This window comes from Kribbella swartbergensis (genome assembly GCF_054784135.1).
This window is the reverse complement of the sequence record NZ_BAAGPM010000007.1, coordinates 394,386-414,506: the sequence shown is the minus strand read 5'-3', so window position 1 is coordinate 414,506 and position 20,121 is coordinate 394,386. Positions and strand designations below refer to the sequence as shown.

The following is a 20,121-nucleotide window of genomic DNA, read 5'->3' as shown; positions in this document are numbered from 1 at the left end:
AATAAATCTCGGAAGGGTGAACCACTGTGCTGCTCGCTGTGATCGCCGCGTGCGAAGTCGGCTTCTGGGTCCTGCTCGCGGCCGGCCTGGCGACGCGTTATCTGCTCCGGCTGCCCCGGCTGGGGATGGTGCTGCTGGCCGGGGTGCCGCTGGTCGACGTCGTGATGCTGGTCGCGAGTGTCGTCGACATCCAGCGCGGTGGCGAGCCGTCGTTCAAGCACTCACTGGCCGCGATCTTCATCGGTGTCAGCGTCGGCTTCGGCCATCAGACGCTGAAGTGGGCGGACAAGTGGGCCGCGCACCACCTGGCCGGCGCGCCGCGTCCGGTCAAGCCGCCGAAGGGTGGGCCGGAGCGGGCCCGCCGGGAGCGGGCCGGCTGGTACCGCCACCTGCTCGCCTACGCCGTCGCCGTCGGCATCATGGCCGGACTCGGCATCCTGTCCGGCAAGGGGTACGACGCGGTGCTCGGGCCGGCGTGGACGTGGACGATCGTCCTGGTCATCGACGCGATCGTCTCGTTCAGCTCCACGTTCCAGGGCGCGGACTCCGATCAGGAGGCGCCGCGAGACAAGCAGTCGGTCTGAGATCCCCGGCTGCGCCGCCGCGCCGTCGTACATTGCGGGCATGACTACGGGTGGACGGGTGTGGGCTGGGGTCACCGCACTGATCGTGGCGTGCGGGATCGTCGTACAACTGGTCGTGACGGCGAACGGGACCGAGGGGTTCTTCCCGGACAATCCCGAGCGCGTGCTGAACGTGTTCGCGTACTTCACGATCCAGTCGAACCTGCTGCTCGGCGGGACGGCGCTCGCCCTGGCGTTGTGGCCGGATCGACCGCAGGGCACGGTGTTCAGGACCCTGCGGCTGAACGGGGTGCTCTGTATCGCGGTGACGGGGATCGTGTACCACCTGGTGCTCGCCGGGCTGGACGAGTTGTCCGGGTGGGCGGCGTTCACGAACTTCCTGCTGCACACGGCCGCGCCGGTCTTCGGCGTACTCGGCTGGCTGCTGTTCGGCCCACGCGGGCGGACCGATCCGCGCGTCGTCGCCTGGTCGGTGGTGTTCCCGCTGGTCTGGCTGGTGTTCACACTGGTCCGCGGCGAGTTCGTCGGGTTCTACCCGTATCCGTTCGTCGACGTCACCGAGCACGGGTACGCACAGGTGCTGCTGAACTGTCTGCTGGTCGCGGTACTGTTCCTGGCTCTGGCGGCCGGGGCCACCTACCTCGATCGCCGGTTGCACCGGAAGACGACCGTCGAAAGGTAAGCCCGTGCTGGTGACCTCTCGCTCGTACGCCGAGTACGAAGCGATGTTCGACCTGACCGAACTCCCCGAGTCCGTTCTCGACTGCTGCGCCGGCGGTGCGAGCTTCACCGCCGAAGCCGCCGCCCGTGGTGTCGACGCGATCGCCGCCGACCCGGCGTACGAGCTGGAGCCGGCCGAACTGGTGGACACGGTTCGGCGCAGCCTGCCGGCGACCGCCGGGATCGTCGACGAGCACGCGGGGAGCTTCGTCTGGCACTGGTACGGGACGCCGGAGCGGAAGGATCAGTACCGGATCGAGGCGGCCGACCGCTTCCTGCGGGACGTGGCGACGGCACCGGAGCGCTACGTCGCGGCCGGGCTGCCCGACCTGCCCTTCGGGGACAGGCGATTCGAGCTGGTGCTGTGCTCGCACCTGCTCTTCACCTGGGCCGACAAGTACGACCGGGACTGGCACCTCGCGGCGCTGCGCGAGCTGATCCGGGTCAGCAACCATGAGGTCCGGATCTTCCCTACGGTCATGCAGGGTGCCGGTGAGCCGGTGCCCTACCTTCAGGAACTGCTGGACGCGCTCGAGGACGTCACCTGGGAGATCCGCAAGGTGCCGTACGAGTTCCAGGCGGGCGCCGACGAAATGCTGGTCATCACCCGCAACTGACGTCGAGGGGCCCGGTCGGGCGGGCGGGAGGACGGTCGACCGCCCGCCCCTACCGGTGGGAGGACGTCAGCGCAGGTAGCGGCCGCAGACCGGCCACGGCTGGGCGCCGCGCTGCGCGTACAGCTTCTTCGCGCGCATCAGCTGCTCGGCCGCCGACGCCTTCGCGGGGTTGCCGCTGCCGCCGACGCTGCGCCAGGTCTGCAGGTCGAACTGGAACAGCCCGTAGTACCCGGCCGGGTTCACCGCCCGCGGGTTGCCGCTGGACTCGCACTCGGCGACCTTCCGCCAGGCCGCGCTCATGCTGACGCTCGTCGAGGGGCGGTCCTCGGAGCGGCTGGTGCGGACCTTGCGCTCGGTCTTGCGGACCTTCTTGGTCTCGGCCTTCTTCGTGGTCACCTTGCGCGGGGCGGTGGCCTTCTTCACACCGTCCAGCGTCAGGGTCTGCCCGATCAGGATCAGATCGGGGTCCTGGAGGTTGTTGATCTCCGCCAGTTGACGCCAGTCGGCGCCGTTGGCCTGAGCGATCTCCGAGAGGGTGTCGCCGGGCTTGACCGTGTAGTCGGTCGCGAACGCCGCGCCCGCGCCGGCGGCGGTGATACCGACCCCGAGGCCGGCGATGGACAGGGTTCGAGCCACCCGGCGAGTACTTCGCCGGGGGCGCGCATGTCGTGCTTTGGACATCGGTAACGCGCTCCTCGTGAGCTTGGGCATGGTGGAACTCACCAGGCCCCCCGTGCAGGGGAGGGGCATCCGGACAGGTCACGGACCAGCGTCCGAATGGTCACGCCACGGTAACGACGCGACCTGAGTCATCCTGGGGGACCAAGGCCTCGAACGCAAGACCATTCCCCGAATCTGCCCCGGATTTTTCTGCGCCTTACCTACCGAAAGCCCAACAACAGAACGGTTTCCGGGCTCACCCCAGGTGTTCAGTCGGCCGTTTGAAACACCCGTGAACAGGGTCGTCACGGGCTGGGAAGTACCCAGTTTTCAGGGTCTGGACCGGGTCGACTCGTGGACGCCCGGTGTCTCGGGAACTGATCGGTTTGCCCGTCACCCAGGCGCGGAAGCGGGGCAGCCGGCCGGATTCGTGCGTGTCATCGGGGCGGGTGAGTCGTTGATGAAGCACGGGCACCGCCGTCCGGGCTGTCGGCGGGGGTGGCCGGTGGATGAGGCGACGGACGTGATGGGGGCGAGCGGTGATCCGAGTGGCTCTCGGCCATCGCGGCACATTGGTGCGTGGTGCACTGGCCGCGGTGCTGGCAAGGGAGAACGATCTGGACGTGGTGGCCGAGCTGGACCGCACGGACGACGTCCTGCAGGTGGCGGGCCGGCGGCCGCACGTCGTACTGCTCGATCCGCAGCTGCCCGGCCGGATCCGGACCGAGGACCTGTGCCGGAAACTGACCGGTCGGGGCGTCCTCGTCCTGATCGACCACGAGGCCATCGCCGCGACCAGCCTGGCCTTGGTGAAGCAGGCGCCGCGGATCGGTCTGATCGCGACGGACGCGACGACCGACCAGTTGGTGCAGGCGGTGCGCGACGTGGCGAAGGGTCTGCCCGTGGTCGACGTACGGCTCGCCGTCGCCGCGTTGAAGGCCGGTGACAACCCGCTGACCGACCGCGAGTGTGAGGTGCTCCGCCAGGTCACCACCGGAGCGACCGCGCAGGAGGTCGCCCGGACGCTGAGCCTGAGCACCGGCACGGTGCGCAACTACCTGTCCCGCATCCTCGCCAAGACCGGCGCGCGCAGCCGGATCGAGGCCATCCGGAAGGCTCAGGACGCCGGCTGGATCTGACGCCGAGCGGTGTTCGAGGGCGACCAGTGCCCGTGCAACTCGCGGTACTGGCGAGACGTTCGCATCAGCATCGCGTGGGTGCCGATCGTTGCCTTGTTCCCGTCCAGGACCAGGATCCGCCGCGCACGCAGGGCCGAGCTGATCCGGTGCGCGATCACGATCAGCGTGCCGCCGCGCTTGCCGAAGGCCTCCTCGGCCCGGCGTTCGGCCTCCGGGTCCAGGAAGCAGGTCGCTTCGTCGAGTACGACGAGTGGCGCCGGCGACAGGTACGCACGGACCAGCGCGACCAGCTGCCGTTCGCCCGCGGACAACTCGTTCGGCTTCACCTCCGCCGTCAACCCGCCGATCCGCTCGACCAACGCACCCGCGCCGATCGCGTCGATGGCGGCCTCGACCGCACGCCTGGTTGCGTCAGGCCACAAATAGGTCAGGTTGTCCAGCACCGTCCCGCTGAACACGTACGCCTCCTGCGGAATCAGGACCCGGGTCGCCGCCAATCGCTCCGGCGTGACCTCGGTGGGCGGTACGTCGCCCAGCAAGAGCCGTCCCCGCGTCGGTTCGAGCATGCCGCAGATGAGTCCGGCCAGCGTCGACTTCCCGATCCCGCTCGGTCCGACCACGGCAAGATGCTCACCCTCGTCCACGGTCAGCTCGAGATCGTCGAGCACCGGCTCCGCGCCGGGCCCGTACGCAAAGGTCAATCCGCGCATCCGCAGGTGATACCCCTGCACGACATCGATCCGCCGCGGCCGCTCGGCCGGCGCCGCGGCGTCCAGGATCCGCCCGAGCGTGATGACGTACCGCAGACCGCTGTCGCCCAACGCGCTCAGCACCGTGTTGAGCGCCGGTTGCAGCCCGATCAGCACGTACGTGAGCCCGCCGAGCAGTGTGCCCGTGCTCACCCCGCGCCCGACCAGCCACGGCCCGATGGCCAACAGGATCAGCAACGGCAACCACCCACCGACCGCGAAACACAACGTCCTGAGGGCCGCCACCTTCGCCAGTGCGCGCTCCGCGGCGGCATGTGCCTCGATCGGCTCGCCGACCAGTCGCTCGGCGTACTCCTCCGTCCCGCTCGCAGTGATGTCCCGTACGCCGCCGAACACCATCCCGGCCGAGGCCGCCAACTCCTCGTCGGCCTGCAGCGACGCCCGCACCCGGTCCGCCGCCATGCCCAACACCGCCAGCGACAACGCGAACCCGAGCAGGAACGGCGGTACGACGAACGCCGCGACCACCGGCGCCAACGACAGCAACCCGGCCAGAACGCCGAACAACGTGACAGCGAAACTGCGGATCACCAGGACGAGCCCGGCGAACGTGTCGCGGACGATCTCGACCTGCCGGTTGAGCCTGGCCACGGCACTGTCGTCACCCGTCCGCAGTGCGCCGGCGACGACCCGCCGTACCAGATCGTCCCGCACGGGCTCGACCAGATCGCCGAGCCGGCCGTAGACCTGCTTCGCGCCGGCCGAGCCCAGGCACGCGGCAACGACCAGGCCGCCGAGCCAGGCGATCCCTTGCCAGGCGTGCCCGGCGAGGAAGTTGTCGGTCGCCTGCGCGACCGCGATGCCGTAGACCGCGGTCGGCAGAATCTCCGGCACCGACCACGCCACCAGTTTCAGCGTGGACCGATTCCGCAGCGCGGCGGCGCCGTACGTCAGTTCACGTCTCAACCGAAGACCTCGCGATACGAGGCGAGCTGCCAGAGGTCGGTGTGCGGGGCGACGGCGCGGACTCGGCCGCGGTCGAGCCAGACGACGAGGTCGGCCCGGGCGGCGGTGGCCGGGCGGTGGGTGATGATGAGCCGGGTGCGGTGGTGCCGGTCCTCGGTGAGGGTGCGGCTGATCTGCAGTTCGGTCGCGGTGTCGAGGCTCGAGGTCGCGTCGTCCAGCACCAGCAGACGGTTCGCCGACCAGGCCCTGGCCAGCCCGAGCCGTTGCCGTTCCCCACCGGACATCGGTGCCTTGCGCAACGAGGTGAAGTAGCCGCCGGGCAGCCGGCTGACGAAGTCGTGGGCGTGGGTGGCGCGCGCGGCGGCGAGCGTACGCACCGGGCTGACCGCCGTCGGCTCGATCGCGTCACCGATCGTCCGGCCGACGAGTTGCGGACGCTCGAAGGCACAGCCGACCGCGGTCCGCAGCGCCCGCTTGCTGACAGCCTGCAGCGGTACGCCGTCCAAGGACACCTGCCCGGCCGACGGGTCACGTAGCCGAGCGGCGACGGCGGCGAGCACGGACTTCCCCGCTCCACTCGGGCCGACGACGGCCACGGTCGCACCACCGGGCAGGTCGAGATTCACGTTGTCCAGCAGGACATTCCCGCCCGCGACCACGCTCACACCGTCGAACGTCAACTGACCCGGGCCACTCGGAAGCGGCAGCGTTCCGTAGGCGACCGTGTCCACCGACAGGACTTCGGCCGCGCGGTGCACCCCGGCGCGCGCCCGAGCGATCTCACCGATGACGCCGGTCAGGTTGCCCAGTCCGGCCCCGAGAACGGCATACTGCGATGCCGCGAAGAGCTCTCCGGCCGTGATCCTGCCGGACACCAGCTGGAGACCGCCGACGGCAAGTACGGCGACCAGGACCAGCGGACCGACGACCGCGGCCTGCGCACCGGATCGGGCCAGGATCCGCCAGGTGACGACCCCGTGCTTGTGGAGCTCGGGCAGCAGACCGAGGATGCGACGCTCCTCGCGGCCCGTCGTACCGGCGGCTGTGATCGTGCGGATCCCGGTCAGTGACTCGGACAGGAGCGAGGCGATCCGTCCCTGCGTCTCCTGGTACGAGAGGCTGACGTCCGCCGTACGGCGTGCGAACGTCCAGAGGACCGCGATCACGAGCAGCACGCCGCAGAAGAAGGCCGCGGCGAGCCAAGGATCGATCACAGCCAGGAGGACCAGACTTCCGGCGGGCGGTGCGACGGCGGCGATCGCGGTGACGGCGGCCGGGCCGGCCTGGGCGGCGTCGGTGGCGTTCGCGGAAACGCGGGTGACGAGATCGCCGGTCTCGAAGTCGCGGGTGCCTTCCGGACCACTGCGGACGATCTGTCTGACCAGGCGGTGCCGGAGCCAGGCTGTGGTCTCGGCGACACACGCGGCGCCGGCGAAGGCGTCGACGAGGCTGGCCGCGATCCCCAGCGCGATGAGACCCGCTGCAACGGTCAGCCATTGCCGGTAGTCGGTGCCTGCCACGATCGAGTCGACCGAACGGCCGAGGACGGCCGGCAGGGCGAGCGTCACCCCGCTGCCGATGAGGGCGTTCAAGCCGATGAGTGGCAACCAGCCCCGGCCGCGTTTGACCACCGCACCGAAGGTGATCATGAGTCCAGCCCGGTCTGCTCGGCGATGAACGCCAGCATGTCCGCCGCGAGGCTGATGCCCTGGCCGGCCGAACCGCTCGCGTGTCCGGCGTCCGGGTCGAACCTGAGCAGCACCGGTCGCGGACCCGCGGTAGCGTGCTGAAGTGCAGCGGTGAGTTTCCTTGCGTGCAAGGGATCCACGCGGGTGTCGTTGCCGAACGCGGTGAGCAGAACGGCCGGATACTTCACGCCGTCGGTCACCCGGTGGTACGGCGAGTACGACAGCAGGTCCTCGAACTGCTGCGGATCCTTGACGGTCCCGAACTCCGGCACCCAGCGTTCACCGAGACCTGACAGCTCGTAGCGGACCATGTCCGTCAGTGGGGCTGAGCAGACAGCCGCGGCGAAGAGCTCCGGCCGCTGGGTCAGCGCGGCCGCGACGAGCAGGCCGCCGTTCGACTCGCCGCACAGTGCGAGCTGGTCGGTGGTGGTCCAGCCTTCCGCGACCAGGTGTTCGGCCGCGGCGATGAAGTCGTCGAAGACCTTCTGCTTCTGGTCGAGAATGCCGGCTCGGTGGGATGCTCCGTCACCACGGACGTTGGCCGTCACGAAGACGCCGCCCGCCTCGACCCACGCGAGGGTGAAGGCGGAGTACGTCGGTGTGAGCGACTGGCCGAAACCGCCGTACCCGTAGAGAATCGCCGGCCGAGGGCCCGTGTGCCCCGGCTTCGTGGTCACCAGGAGTTGGAGCTCTGTGCCGTCGGGCGCAGTGCAGGTGAGTTGGTGCGTCTCGGCTTCCGCTGGTGCGCCCGGTGCTTGCGACCAGAGCGTCGTCCGGCCGGTGGTGTGGTCGTAGCAGTAGACCGCCGACGGGGTGACGCTGTCGGTGCAGCTGAACCAGGCCTCGCTGCCGCCGTCCGGGCGGGCGCTCAGCGAGCCGATCGAGCCAACCCCGGGCAGGTCGACGTCGCCGATCCGCCGGCCGGTGTCGAGATCGTGGATCGCGATCTCACTGGTGGTGCTGACGAGCAGTACGTCGTCCAGGATCGCGAGTCCGGTCAGTGGTACGCCGGGATCGACGAATTCGTGCCAGACCAGTGGATCGACGGGATCGCCGACGCAGATCCGGCCGGTCGGACTGTCCTTCGTGGTGACGACGTACAGGCGGCCGTCGGGCCCGACCGACATCACGGTGAGCGCGTCGATGCCCTGCTGGATCGGGGTGGGCGGCGCGTCGGTGCTGAGGTCGGCGAGCCACAGGTCGTTCGCCGTACCGCGGACGGCCGAGATCGTGAGCCAGCGGCCGTCGTTGCTGATCTCCAAGCCGTACGACGCTTCGCCGGACAGGACCGTGGTGTCGTCGGGTGTGCCGACGACGTGGCGCCGTACCTGGCGGAAACGCACGTAGTAGAAGGACTTCCCGTCCGGGAGCCAGGCGATCGGGGAGTAGCGACAGCCGTCGATGGGACCGTCTACGAGTCGTCCGGTGGTGACATCGAGGACGTGGAGGACGGACTGCTCGTCGCCGCCCCGCGAGACCTGGAACGCGACGAGGTTGCCGTCGGGGGAGGGCTGCCAGCTGTCCAGAGTGGTGAGGCCGGACGGGTCGAGCCGCATCGGGTCGACGAGGACCGTCTGGTCGACGTACAGGATCGGATGTTGCTGTCCTGGGCCTCGGCGGAGAGTGAAGCAACGGCCGCCGCGCCACGTCGGTGTCGAGACGTTGCCGACGTTCGACAGGGTCGTCACTCGGTTACGGAAACGGAACCGGCTCCGGAGGCCGGCGGCGTGGTTCAGCCAGAGCTCGTCCTGGCTCGCCTGCCACTGCCGGGTCTCGGCGGACGTCGCGTCCTCGAGCCAGCGGTACGGGTCCGCGACGGTGTGGCCGTGCACCTGCTCCACGAGCGGGAGCCGCTCGGCGCATGGATAGGACTGCACGGAGTCGGACAACTGCGGTGCTCCTTCCGATCAGAAGAACGCGGGGGCGTACGGACCGAGCGGGCGAGCGCTGCGGCCCGATGGCCGGCCGGCTGCTCCGCTGATCCGGTGACCGGGCTGAATGCAGGTTCGGCCCTGGGTGGGTATGCCGCCCACCCAGGGCCTTCGGAACCTGGTTGCCCAGGCACCGATCAGTGGCAGAGCAGAAGGCTCAGGTTGCTCGGGCGCTGCGAAGCGCAGCCGAGCACGGTCAGCGTCGAGCCGCCGTGGTGGTGGCCGCCGCCGTAGCCCGGGGTCTCGAGGCCCTGAAGGTCGAGAAGTGCCATGTCTTACACCTCCTTCGGTGTGAATCGTCGGGACAGAGACTCGGACCACTGGGGAGGTCCGAGGAACGGGAGGGACACCGGCGCGTCGTGCAGCGCGGTTCCCAGAGCCAGCAGGACGCCGGCCGATCCGGTCGCCAGGTCCATCGACAGCCGGAGCAACTGGTGGCCGGGGAACGCGAGGCCGCCCGCGAACGGCATCGCGTGCCAGCCGAGGCCGTACACCAGGTCGCCGACCGTCGCCTGCTCCTCGCCGAGTGCCGCAGCGGTCAGGAGCAGACCGGCGCGGCCCATGAACAGGCCGGGCTGGACGTAGTACGAGCAGTGCGTCACCGTCTTGAGCTCGTCGAGTACGGTCATGAGCTCGTCGGACGGTCGATGACGCAGGTACCGCTCGAGGACGAGCGCGACACCGGCCGAGCCTTCCTCCAGGTACGGCAGCGTCCGCCAGCCCTGGTTCACCTGGCGCATGCCGTCGTCGGTGCGGACGGTTCGCCTCAGGTCCTGCCGGAGTGCGATCTCGGCCAGGTCGAGGAGGCCGGTGTCACCGAGCCGCTCGTACGCTTCCACGAACAGCAGCGCCGGACCCGACGACCCGTACATCAACCCGGCCCGCGCATGCTGACCGCCGCTGATCTCCGGTACGTCGTTCTCGTCGCCGAGCCGATCCGCGACCAGGTCGAGCACCCGCACCGCCTTGGCGCGCAGAGACGGCTCGGTGTCGAAGTGCAGGAGGTTCAGACCGATACCGGCGAGGCCGGAGTGCAAGCCGAGCTCGCGGGAGCTCCAGTCGTCGGCAAGAGTGCGGTCCACCAGGTCCAACGCGTCCTGGCGGTAGCCGAGCTCGTCGAGGACGTGCGCGACTCCGTGCAGGCCGTCGTACAGGCCGGGCCCGGACTCGGTGTCCAGGGTCCGCTTGCGCAGCCAGTCGTCGTACTCCGGGAACCGTCCGGCGCCCGTCTTCGCGAGTGCGTACAGGACTCCCGCGGCTCCGGTCGCGATGTCGATGCCGCCGCCGGCGCGGAACTGCGCGATGTCGCCGGGGAACAGGCGGTCGGCCCGCTCGGGCGTCGCGCTGGCGACGATGGCCTTGGTGAGCGCCTCGCGCACGTCGCTCCAGGCGGCCTTGCCGGGAAGTGCGACGTCGGCCAGCTCGTCCGTCGCGTCCGGACCGGTGACGGTACGGACCGCTTCGTCGATCGTTGCCCTGGGCACCGGAAAGGTCTCGGTGATCATGTCGGCGAGCTGGAACGCCTTGCCGGGGCGGAGATTCAGCAGAATCGTCGCCTGCGGCGCGTAGACGCCGAGGGCGACGCAGGCCAGGGCGTAGCGGTCCACGTCGACACCCTGGCGATCCGGCGGCGCCGCGTAACCCGGGTGGGCGAGTGTCGACCGTGCTCTGTCCTCGGCTCTGGTCGCGACCTCGAAGTCGATCAGCTTGAGCCCGCCGTCGGCGTCGAGCAGGACATTGTCCGGGTGCAGGTCGCAGAACACGACTCCGCGGTCGTGCAGCTGACCGACTGCGTCCTCGAGCCTGGTGACCATCTGGGTCGCCCACCCGGCGTACTCCGCCTTCTCGGCCTCGGTCGCATCGGGGTGGGTCAGCGGATACCGCCGTACCAACTCCCGCTGCAGGGACACCGAGTCGATGTGTTCCTGCACCAGGAAGTGATGGTCGCCGAGCTGCAGGTAGTCGTGGATCCTCGGTACGACGTCCAGGCCGTCGAGCTGCTCGAGGATGTCGCGTTCGTGGCTGATCCGGGCGACCGCGTCGCGGCCGGCCATGTCGAGACCGGCGTACGGACGGCCCTCCTTGAGCACGACGCGTTCGCCGGTCTCGTTGTGGTGGCCGACGTACACCCCGCCGCCGTTGGAGAACTGGATGACGCCCGCGATCGTGTACGCGAGGTCGTCGGTGGTGACCGCGTTGCGGGCGTCGAGATGCGGCCGCAGGAACGCGGGCAGTGTGATCCAGGGCGGCACCGAGAACGTAGGACCGCGGTGGTCCGGGACGAGCCTGCCCTGGTCGTCCTCGATCGCGAGGACGCGTTCACCGGTCGGCGACAGGCAGTACCGGCTGACGAAGGCGCCGTACCGGACGAAGAGCGGGCCCTCGCCGTACCGCAGGTCGCTCAGGATGTACGGGCCCTTGACGCCGTCGAGGACGTCGTCGAGCTCCTTGAGGACCAGCTCGAGCTGCGCCTCGTCCGCCGGGTAGATCGTCACCAGCTTGCCGCTCGAACCGCGCGGGGCGGACTTCGAGTTGACCATCACCAGCACGGGCTCGTTGCGCAGGAACTTGAACGCGATGCCGCGCGGGACGCAGTAGTCCCACACCGCCTCCAGCGTCCGCTCGACATCGGCGAGCCGCGCGGACACATGGATCTTCCACCCCTGCGGCGGCAGGTGGAGGTCGGCCGGCGCGTAGTGCATCCAGGTCTCGCCCTGCACGTGCTGCCAGCCGTCCGGCACCTGGCGCGCACACAACGCGAAGTCCGGGTGCTCGGCACCACGATTGGCCGGCGTCTCGTAGAACGTCCGATCCGCCAGGCAATAGAACTCGTAGCTTTCCTGCGCTCCGTCACGCATGACCGTCCGACCCCCCTTCTCGTGGTGCCCCGCACATCTTGGGCAGCCGACCGGGGACCGGCGTAGTGCACGATGTCATCACTCTGATGTGAAGAACCCACACACTACGAGTGAGTAACTAAACACTCTTCGTTACCGCACCGCAGGATTCGAGCGCAAAACCTCCCGTAACACCATGTCAATTCGTAGCAGTGCCATCACAACCCGTAACTCCCGGCATCCTCGCTCGTAGCTAGGGTCTCGTCAGCTGGGGTAGGTGTGGATTTCGGTGGCTTTGAGGGTGGCGTGGAGGGGTTGGCCCGGGGTGAGGTGGAGGTCGGCTACTGCGGCGGGGGTGATGTCGGCCAGGACGGTGGTGGGGCCGGCGGGGGTCGCGGTCAGGCGGACTCGGACTGTGTGGGCGTGTTGTTCTATGCCGGTGACGACGGCCGGCCAGGTGTTGCGAGGGCTGCCGGACGGGGGTTGCGGGTAGAGGCTGACTGCAGTGGGTGGAAACGCGACATGGACCGGCCCGGTGGTCGGCTCGGCGAGCGTGATGGTGCCACCGTCCGACAACGCGACGGTCGTGCCGGAGGCGGTGCCTCGGTAGAGGTTGAGGCCGACGAGTTGTGCCACGTAGTCGGTGCGCGGCCGGCGAGCTATGTCCGTCGGTCGGCCTTCCTGGACCACCCGCCCGTTCTCCACGATCACCAAGCGGTCCGCAAGCACCATGGCGTCCAAGGGATCATGCGTGACGAGCAGAGTGCAGCCAGGAAAGCGCTGCAGGTGCTGACCGAGTTCAGCACGCACGTGCAGCGTCGTACTGGCATCCAAGGCGGCCAAAGGCTCGTCCAGCAACAGCAGCTCCGGGTCTGTCGCCAGTGCCCGGGCCAGGGCCACCCGTTGAGCCTGGCCGCCGGACAACGAGCGTGGGCGGCTACGGGCGTACGACGACAGTCCGACGGTGTCGAGCCACCGGGCGGCCTCAGCGCGAGCAGTGTGCTTGTCGACTCCGCGAGCGCGCAGACCGAACGCCACGTTCTCCAGACAGCTGAGGTGGTCGAACAAGAGGTAGTCCTGAAACACCACACCGATCGGCCGCCGGTCCGGCGTACGAAAGACCCGCGGGGGCTCGTCCCAGACCTCGTCACCCAGACAGATCCGACCGCCGCCCAGCGGCAGCAGGCCGGCGATCGCACGAAGCGCTGTGGTCTTGCCGGCGCCGTTAGGCCCCAGCAACGCGACAACCTCACCAGGCTCGATCGTCAGCTCCATGGCCAAGTTGAAGGCTCCGCGGGCCACCCGCACGTCGGCGTACAGAGTCATCGAAGACCACTGATCCAACGCTCGCGGAGAGTCGCCAGTACGACGACCGAGACGAACAGGAGCACCAGACTCAGGACGACGGCCACGTCGGGGTCGGTCTCCAACGCCAAGTACACCGCGAGCGGCATGGTCGTCGTGCGGCCCGGCAGGTTCCCGGCGAACGTGATGGTGGCGCCGAACTCACCTAGCGCGCGAGCCCAGCACAGTACGGCGCCCGCCACCACACCCGGCGCAATGGACGGGAGTGTGACGCGCCGGAACGTCAGCCAACGACCTGCACCGAGTGTCGCCGCAGCCTCCTCGTAGCGGGGATCAGCAGCACGCAATGCGCCCTCCACCGAGATCACCAGGAAGGGCATGGCGACAAAGGCTTCCGCGACGATCACTCCAGCCGTCGTGAAGGGCAGCGAGAACCCGAACCAGAGGTCCAGCCGCTCTCCGATCAGTCCACGGCGTCCCAGCACAAGCAGCAGCGCTACACCGCCCACCACAGGCGGCAGCACGAGTGGGACCGTCACCAGCGCCCGGATGAGGCCCCGGCCAGGCAGAGATCCCCGAGCCAGTAGCCAGGCCAGCGGAATACCCAGCAGCAAGCAGAGCACAGTGGCAGCCGTCGCACACACCAGCGACAGTCGCAGAGCCGTCCAGACATCCGCACTGAACAGACGGCTCGGCAGCGTCGACCAAGGCGCTCTGGCGAGCAGCCCGATCAGTGGGACCAGCAGAAACGCCAGCCCGAGCAGAGCCGGCAGCAAGAGCACGAGGGGCAGCCGCCCGCTCGTATTCCTGCTCCGACGACTCATGGCGCTTCGAAGCCAGCAGTGGTGAGGACTGCCTTGCCCTGGTCGGAGAGGACGTAGTCGACGAAGGCCTTGGCGCCGTCAGGGTTCTTCGCCTCGGTCAGCGTGGCGATCGGGTACTCGTTGATCGCCTTGCCGGCCTCCGGGAACGCAATGCCTTCCACCTTGTCCTTGGCGGCGAGTACGTCGGTCTTGTAGACGAGCGCCGCGTCGACCTCACCGAGGCTGACCTTCGTCAGAGCGGCCTTCACGTCCTGCTCGAGGCTGTCCGGCTGCGGCGTGATCCCCACCGCCTTGAACACCGCGTCCGCCGCCGCTCCGCACGGCACCTGTGCGGCGCAGAGCGCGATCTTCCTGTCCTTGTCCGCGAAATCCTCGAGCCCGGTGATCTTGCCCGGGTTCCCGATCGGTACGGCGATCTCCAACCTGTTCCGTGCGAACGTCGCCGGAGTGTTCCTGTCGGTCACCTGGTCCATGTTCTTCGGCGCGGCCGAGGCGAACACGTCCGCCGGGGCGCCCTGGTTGATCTGCTGCGCCAGCGCCGAACTGCCGGCGAAGTTGAACACCACCTTCACCCCCGGATGCGCCTTCTCGAAGTCCTTGCCCAGCTGGGTGAAAGAGCCGGTCAGCGAGGCGGCCGCGAACACGTTGACGGTCCCGGACAATGTCGCCGTACCGGAATCTCCGGAGGCGGCCGAGCTGTCATCACCGCAGCCTGCGACGGTGAGCGCGGCAACGGCCGCGACGACGGCGACCGCGGTACGACGGAACATCAGGCCTCCGGGATCTCGACGACGACATGGGTGGACTTGATCGAGGCGACCGCGACCACACCGGGCTCCAGACCGAGTTCGTCGGCGGCCTCGCGACTCATGAGCGAGACGACCCGGAACGGCCCGGCCTGCATCTCGACCTGAGCCATCACGCCGTCCTTGAGCACGCGCGTGACGATCCCCCGCATGCGGTTGCGCGCCGAGGCTGCGGCGGTGGCGCCCGGCTCCGGTGACTCCGCCAGCTTCTGGGCGAACGCGGCGAGCTCGCGGCCGTCGATCGCCATCCGCGCGCCGCCCAGGACCGCCGGCAGCCGGCCCTGCTCGACCCAGCGCCGGACGGTGTCGTCACTGACCCCGAGCAGCGCGGCCGCCTCACTGATCCGCAAATTCGGCACGATCCACAGTGTAATGCCGCAGATGCGGGTTCCGACGTCGGTTTTCCACAGTCACGCAGTAGTGACGGAAAGTGCCTGCGAAGCCGCATAGGTTAGGGGCATGAGGACATCGGGGTTGCGGGACTACCTGGACGGGCCGCACAAGGCGGCGCGGGACGTCGTGCGCGCGGGGCTCGGCGCGGACGCGGAGCTGTTCCACCTGGCCGTCAAGCTGCCGCGGGACGAGTATCGCGACAAGGTGCTCGAGCTGCTGCAGCGGATCACGGCGGAGGGCCACCCGGCGCGCGGCTTCCCGAAGGAGTACGGCGGTGAGGGCGACCTCGGCGGGTTCATCGCCGGGTTCGAGACGCTCGCCTTCGGGGACCTCTCGCTGATGGTGAAGGCGGGGGTGCAGTTCGGCCTCTTCGCCGGCGCGATCCTGCACCTGGGGACCGAGCGGCACCACGAGCAGTACCTGGCCGACGCGATCAGCGGGCGGCTGCTGGGCTGCTTCGCGATGACCGAGACCGGACACGGCTCGAACGTCCAGGCCCTCGGTACGACGGCGACGTACGACGCCGCGACCGGGGAGTTCGTCGTCCACACCCCGACCCCGGCGGCGCGGAAGGACTACATCGGCAACGCGGCGCGGCACGGGCGGATGGCGGCGGTGTTCGCGCAGCTCGTGGTCGGCGGTGAGAGCCACGGCGTGCACTGCCTGCTGGTTCCGATCCGGTCGGAGGACGGTAAGCCGATGCCCGGCGTGACGTTGTCGGACTGCGGGCCCAAGCTCGGGCTGAACGGGGTGGACAACGGGCGGATCGTGTTCGACCAGGTCCGGGTGCCCCGCGACGCGCTGCTCGACCGGTACGCCCAGGTCGATGCCGATGGCAACTACACGAGCGAGATCGACAACCCGGACCGCCGGTTCTTCACGATGCTCGGGACGCTGGTGCAGGGCCGGGTGTCGGTGGGTGGCGCGGCGATCAACGCGAGCAAGGTCGCCCTGACGATCGCGATCCGGTACGGCGCCCAGCGGCGGCAGTTCGGTGCCCCGGGGACTGCCGAGGAGGCGCTGCTGCTGGACTACCGGATGCATCAGCGGCGGCTGCTGCCGCTACTGGCCCGGACGTACGCGCTGCACTTCGCCCAGGCGGAGTTGGTCGACGAGTTCGTCCGGATCTTCGCCGACAGCAGCAACGAGCACGACCGGCGAGCGCTGGAGGCGCAGGCGGCCGGGACGAAGGCGCTCGGGACGTGGCACGCGACCGAGACGATCCAGACCTGTCGCGAGGCGTGCGGCGGCGCCGGTTACCTGGCGGAGAACCGGCTGGCGACGCTGAAGGCGGACACCGATGTGTTCACCACCTTCGAAGGGGACAACACGGTCCTGCTGCAGTTGGTCGCCAAGGGGTTGCTGACCGATTACCGGGAGTCGTTCGGCAAGCTCGACCCGCTCGGGACGGCCCGGTTCATCGCGGCACAGGCGGTGGAGATCGCGGTCGAGAAGGCGGCCCTGCGGCCGTTGATCGAGCGGTTGCGCGACGTCGTACCGAACCGGGGCGACTCGGCCGACCCGGATGCGGGACTGCGCGACGACGCGTACCACTCCGGGATGCTGCGGTTCCGGGAGGAGCACATGCTGTCCGGGGTCGCGCGCCGGCTGAGGGCGGGGATCGATGCGGGCGACGAACCGTTCGAGGTGTTCAACCGGTGTCAGGACCATGTCATCGCGGCCGGGCGGGCGCACGTGGACCGCGTCGTCCTCGAGGCGTTCCAGGCCGCCGTACGGGACGCGCCGGAGGAGCTTCGCGAACTGCTGAAGGACGTGTACGACCTGCACGCGCTGGCGACGATCGAGGCGGAGCGGGCCTGGTACCTCGAGCACGGGCGGCTGTCGCCGGGCCGATCCAAGGCGATCACCGCGCTGGTGAACGAGCTGTGCGCCGCGGTCCGGCCGGTCGCGGTGGAGCTTGTCGACGCGTTCGGCGTACCGGGCTCGGCAGTGGAGGTGCCGATGGTTGTACCGTCGCAGCATGAGTGAGCCGATCGAACCCGCGTCGGCCGCCGAGGCCGCCCGTGAACTCGCCCGGGTGCTGCTGGAGCAGGCCGACGCTCTGGACCTGCACGACCTGCGGGCCACCGGCGCCATCGAGAACGTCCGGGTCCAGGCCCGGGCGCTCGCGGATGCCGTGCACGAACGAGGCTGGGGTGAGATCTTCCTCGGGATCGACTCCTACGATCCCGACGAGCTCGACGACCTGCCGCTCGGGCCGGACGACTTCGACGACCCCGAGGACTACCGGGAGATGGTCGAGGGCGACGACCTCGACGAGCTGGAGGAGCCGCTGCTGCCGGAGGACGGGATCCGGCTCAGCTACCAGGCGCGGTACGACTTCGTGGTGACGGACCCCGAGGCGTTCGTGCGGTACGTCCGGAGCCGGGCCGACGAGGCGCAGAACGACGAGGTCGTCGACGACATCGAGGACGCCCAGTCGGCGTTCGAGCTGCTCTGCTACCTCGACGGCCTCGGCTCCAAGGACTACGACAACGCCGGTCTCACCCCCGCCGGCGGCGAAGAGTCCCACAAGATCGTCGACTTCTCGCTGTGGGACATGGACCCCACCCGCCGCGACGACACCTACCCGTACTAGCTGCCGAAGACCCGGTGGTCGCGGTCAGCGCCGCGCGTCGGCCAGGCGCTGAGATTGCCGCATCCGAGTGGCCAGCTCGGCACGGTACCGGGCCAGGCGGCTGGTGCGGTTGACGGTGACGGCGCCCACCAGCCGCGCGTCGCGGTGGTACGTGACGACCAGCCGCGTCCGGTCCGGGTCGTGCTCTTCGACGGTGGGTGAACCGAGCCGGGGCAGCCCGACGGCGCGAAGCTGTACGCCGTACAAGTCGGACCAGAACGACGGGATGGCCTCGAAGGCGACCGGCCGGTCCGGATACAGCAGATTCCGCGCTGCGGTGTCCGCCTGGTCGACCGCGTTGCTCCAGTGGCCCAGACTGACGTGTTCGCCATCAGCCAGCGGGTGCGGCCAGCGGACCACGTCACCAGCAGCGACGATTCTTGGGACGGCGTCGCCGTCAGTTCTGAGCGGGCGCAGCCACTGGTCGCACCGCAGCCCATCAGGGTCCGTCAGCAGACCCGAGCCGCGCAGCCAGTCGGTGTTGGGCACCGAGCCGGTCGCGGAGATCACGAGATCAGCTGGCCAGTCGGTGCGTGCGGCCTGGTGCCCGGGATGCAGGACGACGCCGGCGCGGCGGTGCAGCTCTGCGATCAACGCGGCCACCGGTTCGCCGACGGCCGCCAACAGTGGCAGAGCTTGCCGGATGACCAGGTGGACCTCACAGCCGCGCTGCCTGGCGGCGGCGGCAATCTCGTTGCCCAGGAAGCCACCGCCCAGCACGGCGACCCGCCGCCCTGGGCGCAGCTGGTCGCGGATGGCGATCGCGTCGTCGAGCGACCGGAGCGTCAGCGAACCAGGCGGGGCTGGAGCGGCTCGCGCACCAGTCGCGATCACGAGGCCGTCGTACCGCATCACACCGCCGTCAGCGAGCTCGAGCTCACTGGTGTCCGGGTGCAGCCCCACCGCCGGTACGCCGAGCGCCCAGCCGGCGTCCAAGCCTGTTGCTTGTGGCAATCGAACACCATCCGGAGCGAGCCGGCCCGACAGCAGCTCCTTGGACAACGGCGGACGGTCGTACGGAGCATGTGCTTCGGCGCCGACGATCGTGATCGGACCTCGATGCCCGTGGCGGCGCAGCGCCTCTGCCGTTCGAAGCCCGGCCAGCGACGCGCCGACGACCACGACGTGACGGTGCATCAGGCCTCGATCAGGGCGATCGCCCGGACCGGGCAGGCCGCCGCGGCCGCCCGGACATCGGCGGTCAGGTTTGCCGTCGGCTCGGCGACGTACGTCAGCTGTTCGTCGTCATCGAACGCGAACACCTCCGGCGCGGCGAACACACACTGGCCGTGGTTCTCGCAGACGGCACGGTCGACCTCGACACGCATCAGCGCTGGGTCCTTTCCGGAAGTGGTGGGTTGAAGCGGGACGGGGCCGGTGCGCTCCACATCAGCGGGCTGGCGTGATCCAGCTGGACTACCCGGTCGACGTCGAACCGGACCTGTCGCTGCGCCCCCGGCAGGCTGGGATCCGCCTCCCACTCGACCTGGGCGCGACCGGACACCTGCAGCGTCGTGCCGGTGGCCCAGTCGACGAACAAGAGACCGGCCGCCGGGTCCTGCTGCAGGTTGCCGAGCGTCATCATCATCGCGTTGCCGACATAGTCGGGCCAGCGCAGCGACCGGTCGCCGAGCACCTGCACGAATCCCGGGTTGCCGCCGCGGTGTGAGGCGTCCGCCTCGCCCGCCGCCGATCTGGTGGCGACGAAGAACGTGTCCGCTGTCGCGATCAGCTGCCGCTGGCGGCTGTCCAGCGCATCCGACTCCCGGGCGGTCTCGACTGCGACCGGCTCGACCCGCTCGATCCTGCGCTGCTGGATGTACTTCGGGCAGTTCGCGTACACCTGACGTACGGCGATCCGCACACCCGCACGCGTCGGTACGGCGTCGCCGTTCACCCGCATCCGGCGTCGCGTGGCGGGCTCGATCAGGATCATTCCGACCGCGGTGATCTCAGTCAGTGCCGCGCGGAGCGGGTCGCCCTCAGCCGGTAAAGCCGCGACATCGAGCGTGTACTCGTCCACAGCGGCGGCGAAACCGGGGTCACCGACCAGCAGCGAGGCCCACATTCGCCCGTCGGAGTCGGCCGCGCCGAGGACGAGCAGGTGCTGTTCGCCGACGAACCGTGCCGCGACGGCCGGGATGCTGGTCCCGATCGCCGGCCGCGCCAGCTCGGCCTCGGTCCGGAGCCCGGCCAGCCGCTGGGCCAGCCGCTCACCAGGGTGGTACTGGATGGTCATCGTTCGTTCCCTCCGGGGCCGGCGCCGCGAGGGCGGCGCCGGCCTTCGTCGATAGCTCGCGACC

At 69.5% G+C, this 20,121-nt stretch carries 19 protein-coding genes; 6 read left to right on the top strand and 13 right to left on the bottom strand.

Annotation, left to right across the window (positions count from 1 at the left end; genetic code table 11):
• Positions 1 to 26: 26 nt before the first annotated feature.
• Genes ACYVOK_RS03505 through ACYVOK_RS03495 form a run of 3 tightly spaced genes read left to right on the top strand, consistent with a single transcriptional unit; the run spans position 27 to position 1,921 of the window.
• Positions 27 to 584 carry a 2TM domain-containing protein gene (locus ACYVOK_RS03505; protein ID WP_460660751.1) on the top strand — a complete coding sequence of 186 codons (558 nt, stop codon included), beginning with the start codon at positions 27 to 29 and terminating at the stop codon, positions 582 to 584.
• Positions 585 to 624: 40 nt separating this feature from the next.
• Positions 625 to 1,266, top strand: a complete 642-nt coding sequence (locus ACYVOK_RS03500) for a Pr6Pr family membrane protein (protein WP_460660750.1) — start codon at positions 625 to 627, stop codon at positions 1,264 to 1,266.
• A 4-nt stretch (positions 1,267 to 1,270) separates the two neighbouring features.
• Positions 1,271 to 1,921, top strand: a complete 651-nt coding sequence (locus ACYVOK_RS03495; protein ID WP_460660749.1) for a class I SAM-dependent methyltransferase — start codon at positions 1,271 to 1,273, stop codon at positions 1,919 to 1,921.
• Positions 1,922 to 1,987: 66 nt separating this feature from the next.
• Here ACYVOK_RS03495 and ACYVOK_RS03490 read toward each other — a convergent pair whose 3' ends face one another.
• Positions 1,988 to 2,557, bottom strand: coding sequence for a transglycosylase family protein (locus ACYVOK_RS03490; protein WP_460660748.1), 570 nt, complete (start codon positions 2,555 to 2,557; stop codon positions 1,988 to 1,990).
• Positions 2,558 to 3,120: 563 nt separating this feature from the next.
• Here ACYVOK_RS03490 and ACYVOK_RS03485 point away from each other — a divergent pair.
• A complete protein-coding gene (locus ACYVOK_RS03485; protein ID WP_460660747.1) occupies positions 3,121 to 3,720 on the top strand; it encodes a response regulator transcription factor in 600 nt (199 codons plus the stop codon).
• On the opposite strand, the gene ACYVOK_RS03480 is transcribed toward ACYVOK_RS03485, so the two are convergent.
• From ACYVOK_RS03480 to ACYVOK_RS03440, 9 genes are all read right to left on the bottom strand, one after another.
• Positions 3,699 to 5,396 carry an ATP-binding cassette domain-containing protein gene (locus tag ACYVOK_RS03480; protein ID WP_460660746.1) on the bottom strand — a complete coding sequence of 566 codons (1,698 nt, stop codon included), beginning with the start codon at positions 5,394 to 5,396 and terminating at the stop codon, positions 3,699 to 3,701. The genes ACYVOK_RS03485 and ACYVOK_RS03480 overlap by 22 nt on opposite strands.
• Positions 5,393 to 7,045: an ABC transporter ATP-binding protein gene (locus ACYVOK_RS03475; protein ID WP_460660745.1), complete on the bottom strand. Its 1,653-nt coding sequence runs from the start codon at positions 7,043 to 7,045 to the stop codon at positions 5,393 to 5,395. The genes ACYVOK_RS03480 and ACYVOK_RS03475 overlap by 4 nt, the downstream gene beginning before the upstream one ends.
• A complete protein-coding gene (locus tag ACYVOK_RS03470; RefSeq protein WP_460660744.1) occupies positions 7,042 to 8,973 on the bottom strand; it encodes a prolyl oligopeptidase family serine peptidase in 1,932 nt (643 codons plus the stop codon). Before ACYVOK_RS03470 ends, ACYVOK_RS03475 begins: the two co-directional genes overlap by 4 nt.
• A gap of 179 nt (positions 8,974 to 9,152) precedes the next feature.
• Positions 9,153 to 9,287 (bottom strand): SapB/AmfS family lanthipeptide, encoded by a 135-nt coding sequence (locus ACYVOK_RS03465; protein ID WP_132210032.1) that lies wholly within the window; start codon positions 9,285 to 9,287, stop codon positions 9,153 to 9,155.
• 3 nt (positions 9,288 to 9,290) lie between these two features.
• The gene (gene lanKC / locus ACYVOK_RS03460) at positions 9,291 to 11,873 is read right to left on the bottom strand and encodes a class III lanthionine synthetase LanKC (protein ID WP_460660743.1); all 2,583 of its coding nucleotides are present in this window, start codon (positions 11,871 to 11,873) and stop codon (positions 9,291 to 9,293) included.
• Positions 11,874 to 12,116: 243 nt separating this feature from the next.
• Complete coding sequence (locus ACYVOK_RS03455) at positions 12,117 to 13,178, bottom strand: ABC transporter ATP-binding protein (RefSeq protein WP_460660742.1); 1,062 nt, start codon at positions 13,176 to 13,178, stop codon at positions 12,117 to 12,119.
• The gene (gene modB, locus ACYVOK_RS03450) at positions 13,175 to 13,981 is read right to left on the bottom strand and encodes a molybdate ABC transporter permease subunit (protein ID WP_460660741.1); all 807 of its coding nucleotides are present in this window, start codon (positions 13,979 to 13,981) and stop codon (positions 13,175 to 13,177) included. The genes ACYVOK_RS03455 and modB overlap by 4 nt, the downstream gene beginning before the upstream one ends.
• Positions 13,978 to 14,751, bottom strand: a complete 774-nt coding sequence (modA, locus tag ACYVOK_RS03445) for a molybdate ABC transporter substrate-binding protein (protein WP_460660740.1) — start codon at positions 14,749 to 14,751, stop codon at positions 13,978 to 13,980. The genes modB and modA overlap by 4 nt, the downstream gene beginning before the upstream one ends.
• On the bottom strand, positions 14,751 to 15,146 hold the full coding sequence (locus ACYVOK_RS03440) for a TOBE domain-containing protein (RefSeq protein WP_460660739.1): 396 nt from the start codon (positions 15,144 to 15,146) through the stop codon (positions 14,751 to 14,753). Before ACYVOK_RS03440 ends, modA begins: the two co-directional genes overlap by 1 nt.
• Before the next feature lie 100 nt (positions 15,147 to 15,246).
• Here ACYVOK_RS03440 and ACYVOK_RS03435 point away from each other — a divergent pair, with 100 nt between their 5' ends.
• Both ACYVOK_RS03435 and ACYVOK_RS03430 read left to right on the top strand, forming a co-directional pair.
• Positions 15,247 to 17,169 (top strand): acyl-CoA dehydrogenase family protein, encoded by a 1,923-nt coding sequence (locus ACYVOK_RS03435; RefSeq protein ID WP_460660738.1) that lies wholly within the window; start codon positions 15,247 to 15,249, stop codon positions 17,167 to 17,169.
• Positions 17,162 to 17,779 carry a hypothetical protein gene (locus ACYVOK_RS03430; protein ID WP_460660737.1) on the top strand — a complete coding sequence of 206 codons (618 nt, stop codon included), beginning with the start codon at positions 17,162 to 17,164 and terminating at the stop codon, positions 17,777 to 17,779. Before ACYVOK_RS03435 ends, ACYVOK_RS03430 begins: the two co-directional genes overlap by 8 nt.
• A gap of 24 nt (positions 17,780 to 17,803) precedes the next feature.
• Here the strand turns inward: ACYVOK_RS03430 and ACYVOK_RS03425 are convergent, their stop codons facing one another.
• The 3 genes from ACYVOK_RS03425 to ACYVOK_RS03415 are packed head-to-tail and all read right to left on the bottom strand — an operon-like array spanning position 17,804 to position 20,057.
• Complete coding sequence (locus ACYVOK_RS03425; RefSeq protein WP_460660736.1) at positions 17,804 to 18,955, bottom strand: NAD(P)/FAD-dependent oxidoreductase; 1,152 nt, start codon at positions 18,953 to 18,955, stop codon at positions 17,804 to 17,806.
• Complete coding sequence (locus ACYVOK_RS03420; protein ID WP_460660735.1) at positions 18,955 to 19,146, bottom strand: ferredoxin; 192 nt, start codon at positions 19,144 to 19,146, stop codon at positions 18,955 to 18,957. Before ACYVOK_RS03420 ends, ACYVOK_RS03425 begins: the two co-directional genes overlap by 1 nt.
• Positions 19,146 to 20,057, bottom strand: a complete 912-nt coding sequence (locus ACYVOK_RS03415) for a pyridoxamine 5'-phosphate oxidase family protein (protein ID WP_460660734.1) — start codon at positions 20,055 to 20,057, stop codon at positions 19,146 to 19,148. The genes ACYVOK_RS03420 and ACYVOK_RS03415 overlap by 1 nt, the downstream gene beginning before the upstream one ends.
• Between the last annotated feature and the right edge of the window lie 64 nt (positions 20,058 to 20,121).

Excerpts from the sequence above, each read along its gene's own strand:
- ACYVOK_RS03500 (WP_460660750.1), top strand. The coding sequence starts at position 625 with ATGACTACGGGTGGACGGGTGTGGGCTGGGGTCACCGCACTGATCGTG.
- ACYVOK_RS03475 (WP_460660745.1), bottom strand. The coding sequence starts at position 7,045 with ATGATCACCTTCGGTGCGGTGGTCAAACGCGGCCGGGGCTGGTTGCCA.
- ACYVOK_RS03465 (WP_132210032.1), bottom strand. The coding sequence starts at position 9,287 with ATGGCACTTCTCGACCTTCAGGGCCTCGAGACCCCGGGCTACGGCGGC.
- lanKC (WP_460660743.1), bottom strand. The coding sequence starts at position 11,873 with ATGCGTGACGGAGCGCAGGAAAGCTACGAGTTCTATTGCCTGGCGGAT.
- ACYVOK_RS03455 (WP_460660742.1), bottom strand. The coding sequence starts at position 13,178 with ATGACTCTGTACGCCGACGTGCGGGTGGCCCGCGGAGCCTTCAACTTG.
- modB (WP_460660741.1), bottom strand. The coding sequence starts at position 13,981 with ATGAGTCGTCGGAGCAGGAATACGAGCGGGCGGCTGCCCCTCGTGCTC.
- modA (WP_460660740.1), bottom strand. The coding sequence starts at position 14,751 with ATGTTCCGTCGTACCGCGGTCGCCGTCGTCGCGGCCGTTGCCGCGCTC.
- ACYVOK_RS03435 (WP_460660738.1), top strand. The coding sequence starts at position 15,247 with ATGAGGACATCGGGGTTGCGGGACTACCTGGACGGGCCGCACAAGGCG.
- ACYVOK_RS03430 (WP_460660737.1), top strand. The coding sequence starts at position 17,162 with ATGAGTGAGCCGATCGAACCCGCGTCGGCCGCCGAGGCCGCCCGTGAA.
- ACYVOK_RS03425 (WP_460660736.1), bottom strand. The coding sequence starts at position 18,955 with ATGCACCGTCACGTCGTGGTCGTCGGCGCGTCGCTGGCCGGGCTTCGA.
- ACYVOK_RS03420 (WP_460660735.1), bottom strand. The coding sequence starts at position 19,146 with ATGCGTGTCGAGGTCGACCGTGCCGTCTGCGAGAACCACGGCCAGTGT.
- ACYVOK_RS03415 (WP_460660734.1), bottom strand. The coding sequence starts at position 20,057 with ATGACCATCCAGTACCACCCTGGTGAGCGGCTGGCCCAGCGGCTGGCC.